13 protein-coding genes are annotated in these 15,361 nt (G+C 57.1%); 6 read left to right on the plus strand and 7 right to left on the minus strand.

Going from position 1 to position 15,361, the window contains the following annotated elements; genetic code table 11:
- Positions 1-141 precede the first annotated feature (141 nt).
- The 3 genes from F6X24_RS09955 to F6X24_RS09965 all read right to left on the minus strand — a co-directional run bounded on the left by F6X24_RS09955 (position 142) and on the right by F6X24_RS09965 (position 3,079).
- Positions 142-1,497 (minus strand): sigma-54-dependent transcriptional regulator, encoded by a 1,356-nt coding sequence (locus tag F6X24_RS09955; RefSeq protein WP_151087849.1) that lies wholly within the window; start codon positions 1,495-1,497, stop codon positions 142-144.
- 33 nt (positions 1,498-1,530) lie between these two features.
- The gene (locus tag F6X24_RS09960; protein ID WP_151087850.1) at positions 1,531-2,175 is read right to left on the minus strand and encodes a hypothetical protein; all 645 of its coding nucleotides are present in this window, start codon (positions 2,173-2,175) and stop codon (positions 1,531-1,533) included.
- A 70-nt stretch (positions 2,176-2,245) separates the two neighbouring features.
- Entirely contained in the window at positions 2,246-3,079 is an 834-nt protein-coding gene (locus F6X24_RS09965; RefSeq protein ID WP_151087851.1) for an ATP-binding cassette domain-containing protein, read from the minus strand.
- A 214-nt stretch (positions 3,080-3,293) separates the two neighbouring features.
- Here F6X24_RS09965 and F6X24_RS09970 point away from each other — a divergent pair, with 214 nt between their 5' ends.
- A complete protein-coding gene (locus F6X24_RS09970; protein ID WP_151087852.1) occupies positions 3,294-3,893 on the plus strand; it encodes a transposase in 600 nt (199 codons plus the stop codon).
- An 81-nt stretch (positions 3,894-3,974) separates the two neighbouring features.
- On the opposite strand, the gene F6X24_RS09975 is transcribed toward F6X24_RS09970, so the two are convergent.
- From F6X24_RS09975 to F6X24_RS09990, 4 genes are all read right to left on the minus strand, one after another.
- Positions 3,975-4,748, minus strand: coding sequence for an ABC transporter permease (locus F6X24_RS09975; protein WP_151087853.1), 774 nt, complete (start codon positions 4,746-4,748; stop codon positions 3,975-3,977).
- 40 nt (positions 4,749-4,788) lie between these two features.
- Complete coding sequence (locus tag F6X24_RS09980) at positions 4,789-6,567, minus strand: OmpA family protein (RefSeq protein WP_151087854.1); 1,779 nt, start codon at positions 6,565-6,567, stop codon at positions 4,789-4,791.
- A 134-nt stretch (positions 6,568-6,701) separates the two neighbouring features.
- A complete protein-coding gene (locus F6X24_RS09985; RefSeq protein WP_151087855.1) occupies positions 6,702-7,694 on the minus strand; it encodes a hypothetical protein in 993 nt (330 codons plus the stop codon).
- 18 nt (positions 7,695-7,712) lie between these two features.
- The gene (locus F6X24_RS09990; protein ID WP_151087856.1) at positions 7,713-8,387 is read right to left on the minus strand and encodes a hypothetical protein; all 675 of its coding nucleotides are present in this window, start codon (positions 8,385-8,387) and stop codon (positions 7,713-7,715) included.
- A 527-nt stretch (positions 8,388-8,914) separates the two neighbouring features.
- Between F6X24_RS09990 and F6X24_RS09995 the strand changes: the two genes are divergently transcribed.
- The 5 genes from F6X24_RS09995 (at position 8,915) to F6X24_RS10015 (ending at position 15,077) form a co-directional block, all read left to right on the plus strand.
- The gene (locus F6X24_RS09995; RefSeq protein WP_191906277.1) at positions 8,915-9,436 is read left to right on the plus strand and encodes a TnsA endonuclease N-terminal domain-containing protein; all 522 of its coding nucleotides are present in this window, start codon (positions 8,915-8,917) and stop codon (positions 9,434-9,436) included.
- Positions 9,429-11,357, plus strand: coding sequence for a helix-turn-helix domain-containing protein (locus tag F6X24_RS10000; protein WP_151087858.1), 1,929 nt, complete (start codon positions 9,429-9,431; stop codon positions 11,355-11,357). Before F6X24_RS09995 ends, F6X24_RS10000 begins: the two co-directional genes overlap by 8 nt.
- A gap of 77 nt (positions 11,358-11,434) precedes the next feature.
- On the plus strand, positions 11,435-12,250 hold the full coding sequence (locus F6X24_RS10005; RefSeq protein WP_191906278.1) for a TniB family NTP-binding protein: 816 nt from the start codon (positions 11,435-11,437) through the stop codon (positions 12,248-12,250).
- Positions 12,251-12,252: 2 nt separating this feature from the next.
- Complete coding sequence (locus tag F6X24_RS19455; protein WP_151087860.1) at positions 12,253-13,302, plus strand: TniQ family protein; 1,050 nt, start codon at positions 12,253-12,255, stop codon at positions 13,300-13,302.
- Positions 13,303-14,399: 1,097 nt separating this feature from the next.
- Positions 14,400-15,077: a hypothetical protein gene (locus F6X24_RS10015; protein ID WP_151087861.1), complete on the plus strand. Its 678-nt coding sequence runs from the start codon at positions 14,400-14,402 to the stop codon at positions 15,075-15,077.
- Positions 15,078-15,361: the final 284 nt, after the last annotated feature.

A 15,361-nucleotide genomic window follows, 5' to 3' on the forward strand; every position in this document is an offset into this window, starting at 1 on the left:
TGGTTAGCTCGTTCTATGGGAGGCACAGCCACCCCCGAAAACCTGGCGCGAGTTACGCTGCGCTAAACTCGCGCCAGCAGCGGAGCCAGCAGGGTGTTCGTTTACACTTTCGTAACTTACTATTTGAATACGAAAAGTGAATTACTCCTCCAATCCGTATTCCTGTAATTTCCTATATAATGTCGTCAGGCCAATGCCCAGCTTCCTGGCCACTTCCGGCTTGCTGCCCTGCAAGTCGCCCATGAGCCGCTTGATGTGGCGCGCCTCCAGCGCGCGCAGGCTTTCGTCGTCAGTAGAGAAAACCGGGTGGGCACCAGTCTGGAATTCTTCGGGCAAATACTCCAGCGCCAGCAGCTCGCCGGCCGGGGCCAGGATGGCGGCGCGCTCCAGCACGTTTTTCAGCTCGCGCACATTGCCGGGCCAGGCGTAGGCTTGCAGCGCAGCCACGGTATCGGGGGCCAGGCCGGGCAGGCGCTTGGCCAGCCGGGCCGCGAAGTGCTGCAGAAAAAAACCGGCCAGCAGCGGCACGTCGGAGGCGCGCTCCTTCAGGGAAGGCACCAGGATAGTGAACACCGAGAGCCGGTAGTACAAGTCGGGCCGGAAGCGCCCTTCGGCAGCCTCCTGCTTGAGGTTGCGGTTGGTGGCGGCCACCAGGCGCACGTTCACGCTCGTGGGCTTGGTATCGCCGAGCTTGGTAAACTGCTGCATCTCCAGCACCCGCAGGAACTTGGCCTGCACGTTCAGCTCCAGCTCGCCGATTTCGTCCAGAAACAGCGTGCCGCCGCTGGCTTCTTCCAGCAGCCCTTTCTTATCGGTAAGCGCCCCGGTGAAAGCGCCTTTCTTGTAGCCAAACAGCTCCGATTCGAGCAAATCCTTGGGGAAGGCGCTGCAATTGACGGCCACAAACGGCTTGCTCCGGCGCCCGCTGGCCTCGTGCAGCGCCTGAGCAAACAGCTCCTTGCCCGCGCCAGTGGGGCCTTCGAGCAATACCGTCGAGTCGGTGGGCGCCACCTGCCGGGCCAGGTGCTGGGCGCGGCGCAGGGCCGGCGCCTCGCCAATCATGCTCTCGAAGCTGTGGCGCTGACCCACGCGCTTTTCCAGTTCGTGCACGCGGCGCTGGAGCCGGGCCTTTTCGGCGGCGCGCTCCACTACCACTACCAGCTGCTGCTCAAAATCGCCCTTGGTGAGGTAGTCAAAAGCCCCGAGCTTCATGGCCTTCACTCCGTCGGGGATGGTGCCGAAGGCCGTGAGCAACACCACCTCAGCCAAAGGAGCCAGCGCCCGGAAGCGCGGCAGCAGCTCCACGCCGTGGCCGTCGGGCAGCTTCACGTCGGAGAGCACCACCAGCACCTCGGCGGCGTGCTCGGCCAGCAGCGCCAGGCCCCGGTAGGCGTCGGGGGCTTGCAGCACCACGTAGCCTTCCAGCTCCAGCACCTGGGCCAGCAGCTGGCGCAAGCGCGCTTCGTCGTCGATGAGGAGCAGGGTTCCGGTGGGCATGAAAATTATTAATTCGAATTAAATTAGGGAAAACTATTTAGGCCGCCTTGGAAAGAAGAGGTCGATATTATTAGGGTCTTTATCCAAAAACTCCTCGTAACTTAGGTTTCCAGAGAAGTATCTGCCTGAATGTCTTTCAGTTTCATTTAAAAATTCCTTTGGGTCAAGTATTTCACAAATAATAGAAGTGAACTCACGCTGAAGCCTAACTAAATGGTTCTCAAATTGACGTGCATCTTCGTTTAGGAAAATATTGAAGCTAAAAACTAAGAAGTCAAGTGTCAAATTTCGGTATCCCTGAAACGCTTTTGGTTTTTCTAATCCAAACCCATCATGCTTGTCAATATTTGGAAAGAACAGCCTGCCTAATTCTATCTGGGTGGATAAGTCGGCAAGCAAGCAAGTTTTTTTCTCTTGGTACTCTTTTGTTCCACTCATCAGAAGGAAACGCAGTTCTAATAAGATTTTTGTGGTTTCAGCAAACCAATCCAAAATAGTATTTTGATAGTCGCGTTTGACCTCATATTTCTTAACACTATTTTGAGAGTCTGCCTGGGCATTAGCATAAGCTAAAGAATTTTTAAATTGGTAATATGAGTAATATAAAGCGGCAATAGCCACTATTGCTGAAAGTATTGAACCTACAGCTGCTAAGAAGTCGATAAAATTTGATGACATGTTTTTGTGATTTGATTGTGATAAGGTTGTGTTCGTTTACAGTTGGGTTCTCATTGCTTCGCAAGTTATTCTAACTCCCCCGAATCTCCGCCTTTATCCCCTCCACAAACTGGGCGAATTCGGGTTCGGCTTCCACGTCGGGGTGCCAGGCCAGGCCGAGCTGGGCCAGGTTGTACTGGTGGCGGGGGCTGATGGTGGCGCCGGGCAGCAGCTGGCCGGTGGTTGGGTTGCGCTCGGGGGCGAGCAGCCAGAGGCGGTCGGCGAGGGCCGTGGTGGTGGCAATGTCGTGCGAGACGATGAGCACGGTGTTCAGCTCGTCCATTGTGGTGACTTCGATGATGATTTTTTTGACCTCGTCAATCATGGCCACGTCGAGGCCTGAAAAGGGCTCATCGAGCAGGATGAGGTGGTCGGAGCAGAGTAGCTGCTGCGCGATGGCCGCCCGCTGGCGCTGCCCGCCCGAGAGGTGGGCCGGGTACTTGCGGGCGTGGGCGGCCAGCCCGAAGCGGCTCAGGTAGGCGTCGGTGCGGGCCTGGGCCTCGGCGGAGGCGTGCTTGCGGCGGGCGGCCAGCAGCAGGTTGTCGAGCAGCGTGAGGTGGTTGAAGAGCGGGTAGCGCTGCTGCACGTAGCCTACGGCGCCGGCCTGCACGGGCTGCTGGGCTTCGCCCACCCGCACGGTGCCGGTGCTGGGCGTGGCCAGCCCCGCCAGCAGCCGGCACAGCACCGACTTGCCGATGCCCGAGCGCCCGTAGATGCCCACCACCTGCCCCTGGCACACGCCGGGGCGGATAACATCGAGCACCTGCACGTTGAGGTCGCGCAGAATGACTTCGGAGCCGAAGCGCATCGACACATCTTGCAGCGTGAGCAGCGGGTCTTTGTAGGAGTGGGGAAGAGCGGTCATGGCAGATGGTAGCGTGGACTCTGAGGGTCCGCGCGTAGGTAAGTAGTGAGAGGGGAGAAGATAGTCGTTCACTCGCGCGGACTCGCAGAGTCTACGCTACATGGGCAGTAGCGTGGACTCGCAGAGTCCGCGCGTAGGTGGATAAAGGTGAGCTGATACCGTCGTTCCCACGGGCGGACTCGCAAATTCCACGCTACATTGGTATATTGCGGGCATGCCCGATTTGATTCAGTATGAGCGTCGCCTGCCCCACCGTTTACCGCCGGGCAAGGCTGTTTTTCTCACCTTTCGGCTGGCGGGCTCATTGCCTCGGCAATTACTGGCGCAGTGGCGCGAGGAAGACGAGCTGAAGCGAAATCGTTTGGAGCTGAGTCCTGACCAGCGCTACGAAGCGCAGAAGCGGTATTTCGGCCGTTTTGATGTGCAGCTGGCCAGGGCCGACTGCGGCCCGGTCTGGCTGGCGCAGCCCGAAGTAGCTGCTCTGGTAAGACAGTCGCTGCATTACCTTGATGGTAAAGGCTACGACCTGCTCGGCTACTGCCTAATGCCCAACCATGTACACCTGGTTGCGGTGCTTCCCATTGGCGCGCCGGCTTTGGTGAAAACCTTGCAGCGCCTGAAGGGCTACACGGCCACCCAGGCGAATAAGCTCCTGGGGCGCACGGGGGCTTTCTGGCAAGCCGAGAGCTACGACCACGTAGTACGCCAGGGAGAGCTGGCGCGTATTATGGCCTACGTAGCGGAGAACCCGGTAAAAGCTGGTCTGGTAACGGATTGGCAGCAGTGGCCCTACACATACGTGACCCCCTTGTAGCGTGGACTCTGCGAGTCCGCGCGTAGGCCGATGGCCGAACGACTCACCGGCGTTCCCACGCGCGGACTCGCAGAGTCCACGCTACATTTTACCCAGCTCGGCGTAAGGAAAAAATACCTTCTTTACTGCCTCGAAGCCATAATCCTGCGCCACGCCCACGGCCAGAATGACCAGCTGAATAGCTACCACGCCATCGAGGTGCAGGTAGCGGTTTTGTTTATATAGCAAAAGACCGATACCTCCTTCCGATTGGTAGAGGGTTTCCACGAGCGTTATCAGGGTCCAGATAATGGCGAAATTCTGGCGCACGACTTCGAGCATGTCGGCCAGCTTGCCACGCACCACTACCTGCCAGAAGCTGCCCCACTCGCCCAGGCCCAGGGTGCGGGCGTGGTCCAGCTCCTCCTGCGTGGTGCCCAGGATGACGCGTGTCATGCCCGTGACGAGGTACACCGTGGCCCCGAACACCAGCACCGAAAGCTTGACCTGATGGCCCGAGCTAAGTAGCAGCGCCATAAAAAACGTGAGCCCCGTAAGCGTAAGGTAGCGCAGCTTGGAAGCCGCAAACGCCAGTGGCCGGAAAAACGGCAGCGCCGTGAGATACGAAATAAACAGCGCCAGCACCGTCGCAATACCCAGCGCCTGGAAGGCCGTGAGCAGGCTGGCCCACAGCTCCTGCAACAAGCCCTGGCTGGTGATGAGGTCGCCGAGGGCCCGAAAAACATCACCGAGGCTCGGGAAAAGCTGGAGCGGGTAGAACAGCCACAGCGCCAGCAGGGCCAGCACCTGGCCGGCCACCAAGGCGGCCAGGGTAGCGCGGCGCGGGTGGGCATTGGGAATGAAGAGAGGGCTCATGGCGGGGTGTGGCGTGGACTCGCAGAGTCCACGCTACTGCTTAGTTGCCCAGCACTACTTCCACGCGGCGGTTCTGGGCTTTGCCGGCCTCGGTGGTGTTGGGGGCTACCGGCTCGGCGGCGCCGTGGGCGTACACCTGCACGCGGCCCTGCGGGAAAGCGCTGGCGCTCTTGGCTTCGAGCCAGTGGGCCACGGCCTCGGCGCGGGCCTCGGAGAGCTGCTGGTTCTTATCGGCGTTGCCGGTGTTGTCGGTGTAGCCGTGTACGGCCACTTTGAGGCGGCCGGCCACCACGAGGTCGTCGAAGAGCTGGCTCAATTCGCGTTGGGCAGCGGGGGTGAAGGTGCTCTGGCCGGTGTTAAACTCGATGTTCCAGGCGCGCTTGCTCACGCTGCGGCGAATTTCATCGTCGGCGGCAAAAGACTGGGTTTCGGCCGGGGCGAGGGTCTTGCCCTTGTACTGGGCTTGCAGCTTGCGCAGCAGACTCAGGTCGAGCATCTGGGTCAGCGGCACGTAGCTGGGCATTTCCTTGGGGTAAAGCTTGCTTTGCACGTCGCCGAAGGTCTTATATACGGCCGCGTAGATATTGGTGCCGCCGTTGTCTAGGCCAAACAGCGTCAGGTTATCGTTGAAGTTGAAGGCCTTACTGCCGCCCAGCTCCACCACCTGGCCGGTGCGGTCGGCCTCGCTGGTGCCTTTGTAGTACTTGAGCCAGTAGGCGCCGGGCTTGTCCTGGTCGCCGTACACCTGCGCCGAGACGTCGGCGGCGCGGGTCAGGGCTTCGGGGTGCGATTTCACCTGGTCGCCGGCCACGGCGAAGGCCGTCATCAGGCTCAGCACGGCGGGCTGGTGGGCGTCGTACCAGCGCTTGGTCGTCACCATGATGTTGGGCATCTGGTTCGAGTAGTCTTTGGTGCTCACGATGTTCACCAGGCCGCCTTTTTGCTTGGCGATGTTCACGTCGCCGGGCGTCCAGGTGGCGACGGCGTCGGCCACCACGTCCACTTTTACGCCGGTGCTGTGGCCGCTTACCACCTTGGTGCGCGACTCGGGCTTGCCCACGATGTACTTTTCGGCGGCTGCCAGGAAGTCGCTGGCAGCCATGAAGTTTACTGCCTCCGGGTCGTAGGTCGTTTCGTCGGGGTTCACTTTCAGTCCGTTGTCGGCGCACCATTTCAGGGCAATGTTGTGGTCGCCGTCGCGCAGGTAGCAGGCGATGGTTTTGCCCAGCGCGGCCTTGGGGTTATCGAGCCATTCCTTCGGCCCCATCAATTTGTCTTCGCCAAAGCTTTTACCCACCGAGTAGGGAATGACCTGGAGCTGCGTACCCGCCTTTTGCAGCTGGCTCTGCACGGCCGAGAAGGCCGGCAGGCCGTCGCCCATGATGCTCACAATCAGGCCCGGCGTGCTGGGATTGCTTTGCAGGTCGAGGGCATTTTTCACCAGGTCGGCCTGCATCTTCGATACGTCGTCCTGGCGCACAATCTGCATATCGACCTTGTTGGCGGCCAGGGCCGAGCCCATGGTGGTGCGGGGGCCGCCGTTGGCGAGCATGCCAGCCATCTGGGAGTTCCAGGCCATCACTTCCCACACTACGGGCGTGCCGTTTTCGGCGGGGGCGGTGCCGGGCAGCGGGGCCAGCGGCACCACCAGCGTGGCGCGGCTGCCGCTGGGGGCCGCCGGCAGCTCGATGGAGCTGAGGAGTACCGATTGGGTATCGGCTTTTTTGAAGAATCTGCCGCTGGCAATCAGCTTGTTAAATCCAAAGTAAGCGAGGGCCAGAAAGAGTGCGAATAGCACGATTTTACCGCGAGTTGTCATGGCAAGTAGCGTGGACTCTGTGAGTCCGCGAGTAAGTAAAAGGTTGAAGAAAAAGGAAGTAGGCGACGCGACGCGCGGACTCGCAGAGTCCGCGCTACAGCAGCGCCGCTAGCAGCAGCAGCACCAGGCAGCCACTAATCAAGCAGGCTAGAATAGGCATCATCGGAGCGTTGTTTAGTGGCGGCTACGGAGGTAGAAGCGGGTTTTTTGTCGTTGTCCATCAGGGCGTTGAAGTCACCTTTCTGGTAGCGGTCGAGCAGGCGCTGGCCCTTCTCGCTCATCACGCCGTTCTGGATGTCCATCTCCTTCACGAACTCCTGCGAGTAGCGCATGGCCTGCTTAATCTGGCCCAATTGCTGGGCCATATCCTGGGCCACGCGGTCGGTGGCGAGGTCGAAGAAATACTTCTTGTCGGGGTCGCCGCGCAGGATATTCATGGCGGCGCGCATGCCCGAGCTGGTGCGTTTCACCAGCTCGTATTCGTCTTTCAGCAGGCCCACTTTGAACTTGCTGCCGTCAATCTGGCGCAGGGCAGCTTTCAGAATCTGACGCATCACTACGCTCACGTTGGCCGTCGTCGTCGCCATGGGCTGCAGGCGCTGGTTGTAATCCAGAATCTGGGCGGCGCGGCTGGCGTAGGCTTCGGCGGCGTCCTTTTCGCCCTGGCGGGTGGCCGAGTCGGCCAGGGCCAGGTACTCTTTCATCTGGGCGTCGTTGGCGGCCAGCTTGCGCTTTACCAGCTCATGCGCTCCTTCGATGCGGCCAACTTCCGTCTCCATCTGCCGGGCCTCCTTCTCGGTGTTCGAGATGTAGTCCTCCATGATGCCGATGGGGTCGGTGTTGACGAAAATGCCCGCCGCCGTGCGCAGAATCCGCTGCCCGGCGTACCAGAGCCCGGTTTGAATGCGCTTATTCGTGCCCAGCAAAAACAGCACGAACAGCGCCCCGAGTCCAATGCCCAGCTTTACGCTATTGAACACAATGTCAACGAGGTAGGGCACAATCTGGCCCCAGTAGTACACGCCGGCGGCGGCCGCGCCGCCCAGCACCACCCAACCGGCTACCTTTTCGGGCTGCTGCCACTTGGGCAGGGTCGGGTTGAGGTTCGATGAAAGCAAGGTTTTCATGCGTAGAAAGCGTTTTAGCTAGTTGATTAAAAAGGACTTAGTGGCTTGCTGATGAGCCTGCAGCTCGGCCGTGGCCGCCGCACTGGCCAGCTCGTAGCTGGCCAGTGCGGCCTGCACCTTGGTCTGCTCCTGGTGCAGCTGCTGCTGGGTGTTGCGGAGTTGTTGGCTTTTGGCTGCCAGCTGCTGGCTGAGGTCGGCCACGGCGGCTTGCAGCTGGGCTTCCTGCTCGCGCAGCTGGGCCAGGGCGCTGGGCGGACCTTGCCGGGGTGCTGCTTCGCCGAGTTTTTCGCGGTGGCGGGCGAGTACGTTGGCGCGGTCGTCGGCCAGCTTCTGGGTTAGCTCGTCGGCCGAGGTGAGCAGCGTGGGCAGGTCCTGGCCCGTCATGGCCGTGAAGGCGTTGAAGGCTGTTTGGTAGAGCAGCGGCCCGCTGAGGCCGCTGGCCGTGAGGCTTTTCACCATCTTGGTGAAGGCCGCAAAGTCGCGCCCGTCGCCGGCCAGCAGCCGGGCAATGTGGTCGAGGTGGCGCTGCTCGGGCTGCGCCACGCCGGGCGGCAGGTCGGCCAGCGGCAGGGCCGTGCCCGGCAGCGCCGCGGGCGGCACGGCGTGGGCCGGCGCAGCTACTGCCGGGGCTTCGTCGCCGGGCTCGACGAAAAAGTCTTTGGCGGCTTTCGCCAGGTTATCCAGAATGGCCATGTCGGTAAAAGCAGGTAGGTGAGGGATGCGTACCTATTGCCAATACCAGTGCCGAGCCGGCAGGAACACTGCCAATTAATTTATAAACTATTACTAATCAGAATAATAAATAAAAAAACCCGCCCGGCAGCAAGCCAAGCGGGAGGATAGTATTTTCAAAATGAAAAGCCGTTTTTACTAAAAGCGAAAAGCCTGGTCGGCCAGCAGCCGGCTGTCACCACGCCTGGGTACGCTTACTTCCAGGCGTGCATGTCAATTTTCTTAGTAAATTGGAAAATGCTAGGGTTTTTGGCTGAAAACTAGCGCAAGTAGCTGGGAAAACTAGCACAAGTGAGTAAGAATAGTTTGTATTTTAGCACAAGTAGGTGGGAACAGTTATGCTACCGGCCCGAAATTTTAAGTTTACCACTCGCTCTTTGCGGGCTATTCAGCCATCGGAGAAAAATGGGCGAGCTGTCCACGCAGAGTCTGCCTTGGAGCGCGATATGTGCTGCCTATTAGAGTTCAACCCACAGGTCGTGAAATTTGTGGAACAGCCTGTTACCATTTCCTACGTTGACCAGGGGAAGACTCGGCGCTACACGCCTGACTTTCTGGCTCGCTATGTGGCGGGTAAGCCCCCACAGTTAATAGAAGTCAAGTATGCGGCCGACCTAGTAGCCAAGCAGGAAGAGTTCGTAGCCCGCTTCCAAGCCGCCCGGCAGTACGCGCAGGCCCAAGGGTGGGAGTTCAGCATCTGGACTGAGGCGGAAATAAAAACCCCGTATCTGAAGAATGCCAAGTTCTTGTTGCGCTTCCGCTCCTCGACCCTCGTCGTGCGGTCCGAATACCGACAACTACTGCTAGAAGTGTTGGCCCAGCTGGGACGTGCAACCCCGGCCGAGGTCCTATTGGTAGCCTTCGAAAATCCGGAGCGGCAGGCGGAGCTATTGCCGGTGCTGTGGCACCTGGTGAGTACCCACCAACTGGGCTGTAATTTATTAGAGCCGCTTACGATGAGTAGCCCGCTTTGGAGCCTGCATAACCAATCCTTATCGCGTCATGGTTAAGATAGAAGCAAAACCCGGCCAGCGCTATCTCTACCGCGAGCAGCCTGTTCGAATCCGGTACACGCTCGACCTGCATCTGGTACTGGGTGAGTATGAGGCCACGGGAGAATCCGTGCGCATTCCCGTGGCTGACCTACGGCCACTTGACGAGGCGGCCAGGCAGACTGAGCCACGGGATGATATATTCAGCATCCCAGAAAAGGCCTGGGCTAAGGCCGAGCACCGGTTTTCCATTCTTCAACCCATCCTGGCGGACCGCGGGAACCTGGCACTTGTCGACCAGGCCTGTCAGGACAATGAAGTGGGCAGGTCCACTATCTATCGCTGGTTGAAGCTCTACGATGACACTGGTTCTGTGCGGTCGCTGGTCGATTTGCCCCGCTCGGGGGGCAAAGATAAGTCCCGGCTGGGTGAGGCCCAGAATGCGATTATTACCGAGGCCATCACCACTCACTACTTGACCCGGCAGAAAAAGACGGCTAACGAAGTAGTAGAGGAGGTAAGGCGGCTCTGCCAGCAGGCCAAGCCCAAGCTGAAGGTACCGACGGAGAAGACGGTTCGGCGGCGCATCCACCAATTAGAAGAGGAGGAGACGACGCGCCGGCGATTAGGTAACAAGGCTGCTCAGGACCGCTACCGGCCCCAGCAGGGCGAGTTACCCGATGCCGAGTACCCGCTCCAACTGGTGGAGCTGGACCACACCAAGGTAGATATCATTCTCGTGGACGAGGTGTATCGCAAGCCACTTGGCAAGCCCTACCTGACGATGGCCATTGATACGTACTCGCGTATGATAATGGGTATCCACTTATCCTACGACCCGCCGGGAGCCATCGGCACAGGTCTGTGCATCGCCCATATGCTGCTGCCGAAGGAAACGTGGCTGGCCAAGGTGGGGGTGGAGGGGGAGTGGCCCTGCTGGGGGGTGCCCGCCGTGCTCCACTTGGATAACGCCCGCGAGTTTCGGGGAAACATGCTGCTACGGGCCTGTGAGAAATATGACATTCGGCTGGAATACCGACCCGTGCGGACTCCTCACTATGGAGGCCACATCGAGCGGATGATGGGCCATACAATGCGCAAGGTGCACACGCTGCCCGGGGCCACGTTTTCTAATCCCCAGCAGCGAGGGGAGTACGATTCGGAGAAAATGGCCGCGTTCACGCTCCGCGAGTTCGAGCAGTGGCTGACGACATACATTACCGAGGTGTATCATAAGCGCGTACACAGCATGACCTACCAGACTCCCTATGAGCGCTTCCGCGCTGGCATCCTGGGTACGCCTGACCAGCCGGGTACGGGCTTACCGGAGCGTTACTACGACGAGCGGCAGGTCCGGCTGGATTTCATGCCCGCCATCGAGCGCTCGGTGCAGCAATACGGGGTACAGGTAGACCATGTGTACTACTATGCCGATGTGCTGCGCTCCTACGTTAACCGCCGGACGCCGGGCAGTGGCAAGCACGGAGGCAAGCAACTGCTCACCTTCAAGCGTGACCCCCGCGACCTTAGTGTCCTGTACCTGTTGGAGCCGGGTACCAATCTGTATCACCGGATTCCATACCGTAACACCAGCCGCCCCAGCATTTCCATCTGGGAACACCGGGCCGCCATTCGGCAACTCAAGCAGCAGGGAGTAGCGCAGGTGGACGAGGATAGCATTTTTGCTGCCTATGACCGGATGCGGGCGCAAGAACTAGCGGCAGTAAAGAAAACCCAGTCCATGACTCCCAGCGTCCTGCGGATGCTGAAGGAGGTACCTGTGGAGGAACTATTCATGCGTACCAAAACGGAGCCGCTAGACAGTGTAGCCCCGGCAACTGTACTAGTCGAGCCGCTAAGTCAACCTGAGAATACTCCCCCTTCCTGGTCGACAGCTACTCTTCAACCCTTTGACGACGCAGGATTTTACGCCCTATGAGCCTACCGCACCTATCTCCAGAGGCAGCCGCCATGCTGGAACTGCCCGTGGCCGAACGAAAAGGAAAAATTAGGGAAATGAAGTGGATCCCCTATGCTCGGGCCCGCCGCATCGGGCAGAAGATGCACGACCTGTTGCATCACCCGCCTTCTTACCGGATGCCTAACCTACTCGTGGTGGGGGATACCGGCAATGGCAAAACTCACATCATCAGACGCTTTGCGGCTGCTCACCCCTCTTATACCCGGGAAGAGGATGGGCACCTCATCGCCCCGGTACTCTACCTCCAGGCCCCACCCGATGCGGACGAGCGTAGCTTTTACCACGCGCTGCTTGATATAACAGGAACGCCCTACCGGGTTGCCGACCGGGGTGACCGTAAGCAGCGCCAGGTTATTAATACGCTTCGGCGCCTAGAAACCCGGCTGCTCATCATTGACGAAATCCAGCACGTGCTGGCCGGTAACCAGACCAAGCAGCGTCAATTCTTGAACGTGCTCAAGTACTTATCCAATGAACTGATGCTGCCGCTAGTCGGCGCAGGCATTGGTACCGCGTTCAACGCCATCCAGCACGATGAGCAGCTAGCAAGTCGGTTTGAGCCTATCGGCCTGCCCCGGTGGCGGATGGGCGAGGAGTATATCCGCCTGTTGATGACCTTCGAACGCCTGCTCCCCTTGCAGAAGCCCTCTAACTTGAGCGAGGAAAAACTGGCTTACAAGCTTCTGAGTCTGAGCGAAGGAAGCCTAGGAGAGCTGACTAATATTTTACAGCGGGCCGCCATTCAGGCCGTTGATACGAAAGAGGAATATATCAGCCTGGGCTTGCTTGGGAAATTGGATTACTCTACGCGGTCCGACTTATCCAACTACGAGAAATTAATGGCAGACTAGTGATGAGCCAAGCCAGCCGCCTCCCATGTGCAACTTACCCGAAAACCGACGAACTGCTGTCCAGCTGGCTGACTCGCCTGGCCCACGACCACCTGATTAAGACGCACACATTTGGCAAGATGTTGTTTTCAGGTGCCAACGTGTGGAACACGGACCTTGACCGTAGCGCACCGGAGAGTATGTTGCACATCCTAACCCAGCGAACCGGCACGCCGCTAGCCAAGGTAGAGCAGACGGTCCTGCGTCGCTACGAGGGCCAATTATATCTGCACAGCGGGCAGGGCAGAATCGCCCCTTGGGTGTTACCACTAGGCATTTATCACCGCACGCGGCGCTACTATGGGTTGCTGTTTTGCCCGTTATGTTTACGAAGGGATGGGGAGACTCCATACTTTCGCACGCATTGGCGACTGGCAATTTCGTACGCCTGCACCCGGTGTGGGGTATACCTGCAAGACCGGTGCCCCGGCTGCGGGCAGCCTGTAACCTTCTTCCGGGTGGAGCTGGGCCGTAAATCAGAATTGGCCGATAGACCTATCTCACACTGCTTTAACTGCGGCCTTGATTTAGCTAAGATACCTACGGAGCACGCCCCAGCCCCAGTACTGGCCGACCAGCGGGAATTGGAGCGTATCCTATACGAAGGATGGAACGAGCAGGTCTTCCATCCGCATCTCTACTTCGTCGTGCTACGCCAATTAGTAAAGCAGTTTATCAACGCCCGCTCGGCCAGCGCGGCTCTTCAGCAGGCCATAGATACTGAAACGGGCTGGAGCCCATTACAGGAGAATTTTACGATTCGGACGGGTAAGGTATCGATTGAACTGTTGCCACTGCGAGTCCGAAGCGGCGTGCTACGACAGGCCCAATGGTTGCTAACAGATTGGCCCGAGCGCTTCTTGGAAATGGTGAAACGCTACCCCATTACCAGCACACCCTTTCTATATGCGATGCCTGCTATCCCCTTCTGGTTCCAAAGGGTAGTCATCGAGAACTTGTACGTAGGCAGATACTTCCAAGCCCTCTCGATGCATAAGAAAAAACGTCTATAACAGGCCTATGCTAGGTTGATTGCACTTATGAAGTAGGCTGTCATGCGTGGCAGAAGCGATGTAGTTGCGGTGCTCAGCTAGGCAAACCCGGCATGGACTGAGAGCGTTGGGCGGAGCGGTCCTGTAGTATTTCGGTTTCACTCCAGTTATACCGCAACTGCTTGGCTTCCGTTTTGAGTTGCTTGCGACGGTCACGTAGGCCCTCGCGCAGTAGGTCTACTGCCTGCATGATTACTTCGTGCTCCATGGTAATAGTAAGCCTGCCAGTTACACTATGCAGCGTAATAGCGACCAGCCCTTCAAGTTCAAGGTCGAGTAACTGCTGCTGCTGGCGTTTCAGCATTTGGCGTGCCTTGCGCAGGCGTCGTAGGTGCTTACCGTACCACATTACCTGCTGACTTTGAGAAGTTAACGAATGAGTAAGTAACGGTATACATTGGCCGAAAAGAGGGAGGAAGTGAAAAGTGAGAAAACGAATCGAGGCGTGTTGCCACCCCACGTTTCCTCCGTCCGGCCAAGAACGGCTAACACGCAACAGGACAGCCCCACGCCTCTTGGCGTGAGTGCTGGTCTATCTGTTCGCGTGTGGTTCGGGGTAAACTTGGCCGGTTCAGGAAACCACGGACAGGCAGCAACTCAAAGAAAAACAGGAGGTATTACTAGCTTATCAAAAAAGGTTAGGTAGTCAATTGCTGCGAATATACACTAATCAGCACCGTACTTCTCAATAGCAAATTAATGACTACGCAGCCAAGGATGAGCGCGCATTCACTGCGGTCAACGAATGTAGTAAGCTCTTTTACTCAGGTTGTCAAATGAGGCAGATGTACAAGGAATTACTCAAAATAAATTCTCGGTTTCTGCTTGAGCCAGCATTTGTTTTGGGAAATATTGCAAGATTAAGAATCTTGTTATCAGGTAAATAGTGTCGAGTTGTGCTTGTGATATTAATTGGAGTAGTAAAAATTTAGTTTGTTGCTCCAGCTCCTTGCTTGGCCACGCAGATGGAGGATTACATGTGTTTATAGGGAGCAGTTTGAACAAATTAAGGAGGATTGGAGTACTAGCTAAGTTATTTGTTCCCTATCTTTGTTAGAATGGAGGACGAACCTATGAACAGCACCTCATCTTCTCAAAGCAATGGAGTGTCAGCTGCACAAGCGAGTTATGCCATCCTCTTAGACCTGGAGCATAGCTTCAACGCATGTGCCAGCGAAGAGGAAGCAGAAAACTTTCGTCACAATGCCGCCATCGCCGCTATTGTAGAGCGTCGCACTAATTTGTCTATTACAATTGAAACTATTAAGCAGCTATATAGTAATTCAATTTCTCAGGAGGCACAACGCGTTTCACAAGCTACTGACTCAATTGCCTTAGCTATTCAGGAAAAGAGTTCGCCGCCAGCGATTAATGCATCTGTTGCAACATTGAACGAATTACCTGGCGGAATAATAAAAGCAATTATTACTGCTATCCTGCAAAAAGATACGTTTCTAACAACTGAAGAAATTGAAATTGAATTAAAGCAGCAATATCCTTCTATAGAATTCACTAGAAAGCAAATGATTGATAGCGTTAAACATGCTAGGAAGCGGAAGGAGGTAGTCGGACTACCAGTGTTCAAAGGTAATTTCCCTTTTTACCTCCATTCAATTTCCTCATTCTATCTCGATGAAGAGCGTCGTATTTTGAAGCCGCAATACGAAGCCAAATTCAATACTCGTGTAATTGAAGCAGGCTACTCGTTGAATCCCGTGCCCAACCATAATAATTGAACTTCAATTCGCTTGCATTGTGCTGCTTACTAACTGAACAACAGTAGCAAAGCGCAAAAAAAAATCGGCAGTCGTAGTAGCGACCGCCGATTTAGGGCAACTCTTAGTAGGTTAAACCGCCAACAAATAGCAGGGTCCAAACCTGCTATTCAGGAATAACTAAACCGGGGGATGAATTCCAACCTCACTCTGCCCGCCTGAGGGTCGTCGAACAATCGTTTGGCGGCCCTCTTCTTTTGCAAAGCTACGATGAAAGTTTTTGTGTTCCTACACGTGTACGATTT

The sequence above is a fragment of the Hymenobacter baengnokdamensis genome (genome assembly GCF_008728635.1).
GTDB lineage: Bacteria > Bacteroidota > Bacteroidia > Cytophagales > Hymenobacteraceae > Hymenobacter > Hymenobacter baengnokdamensis.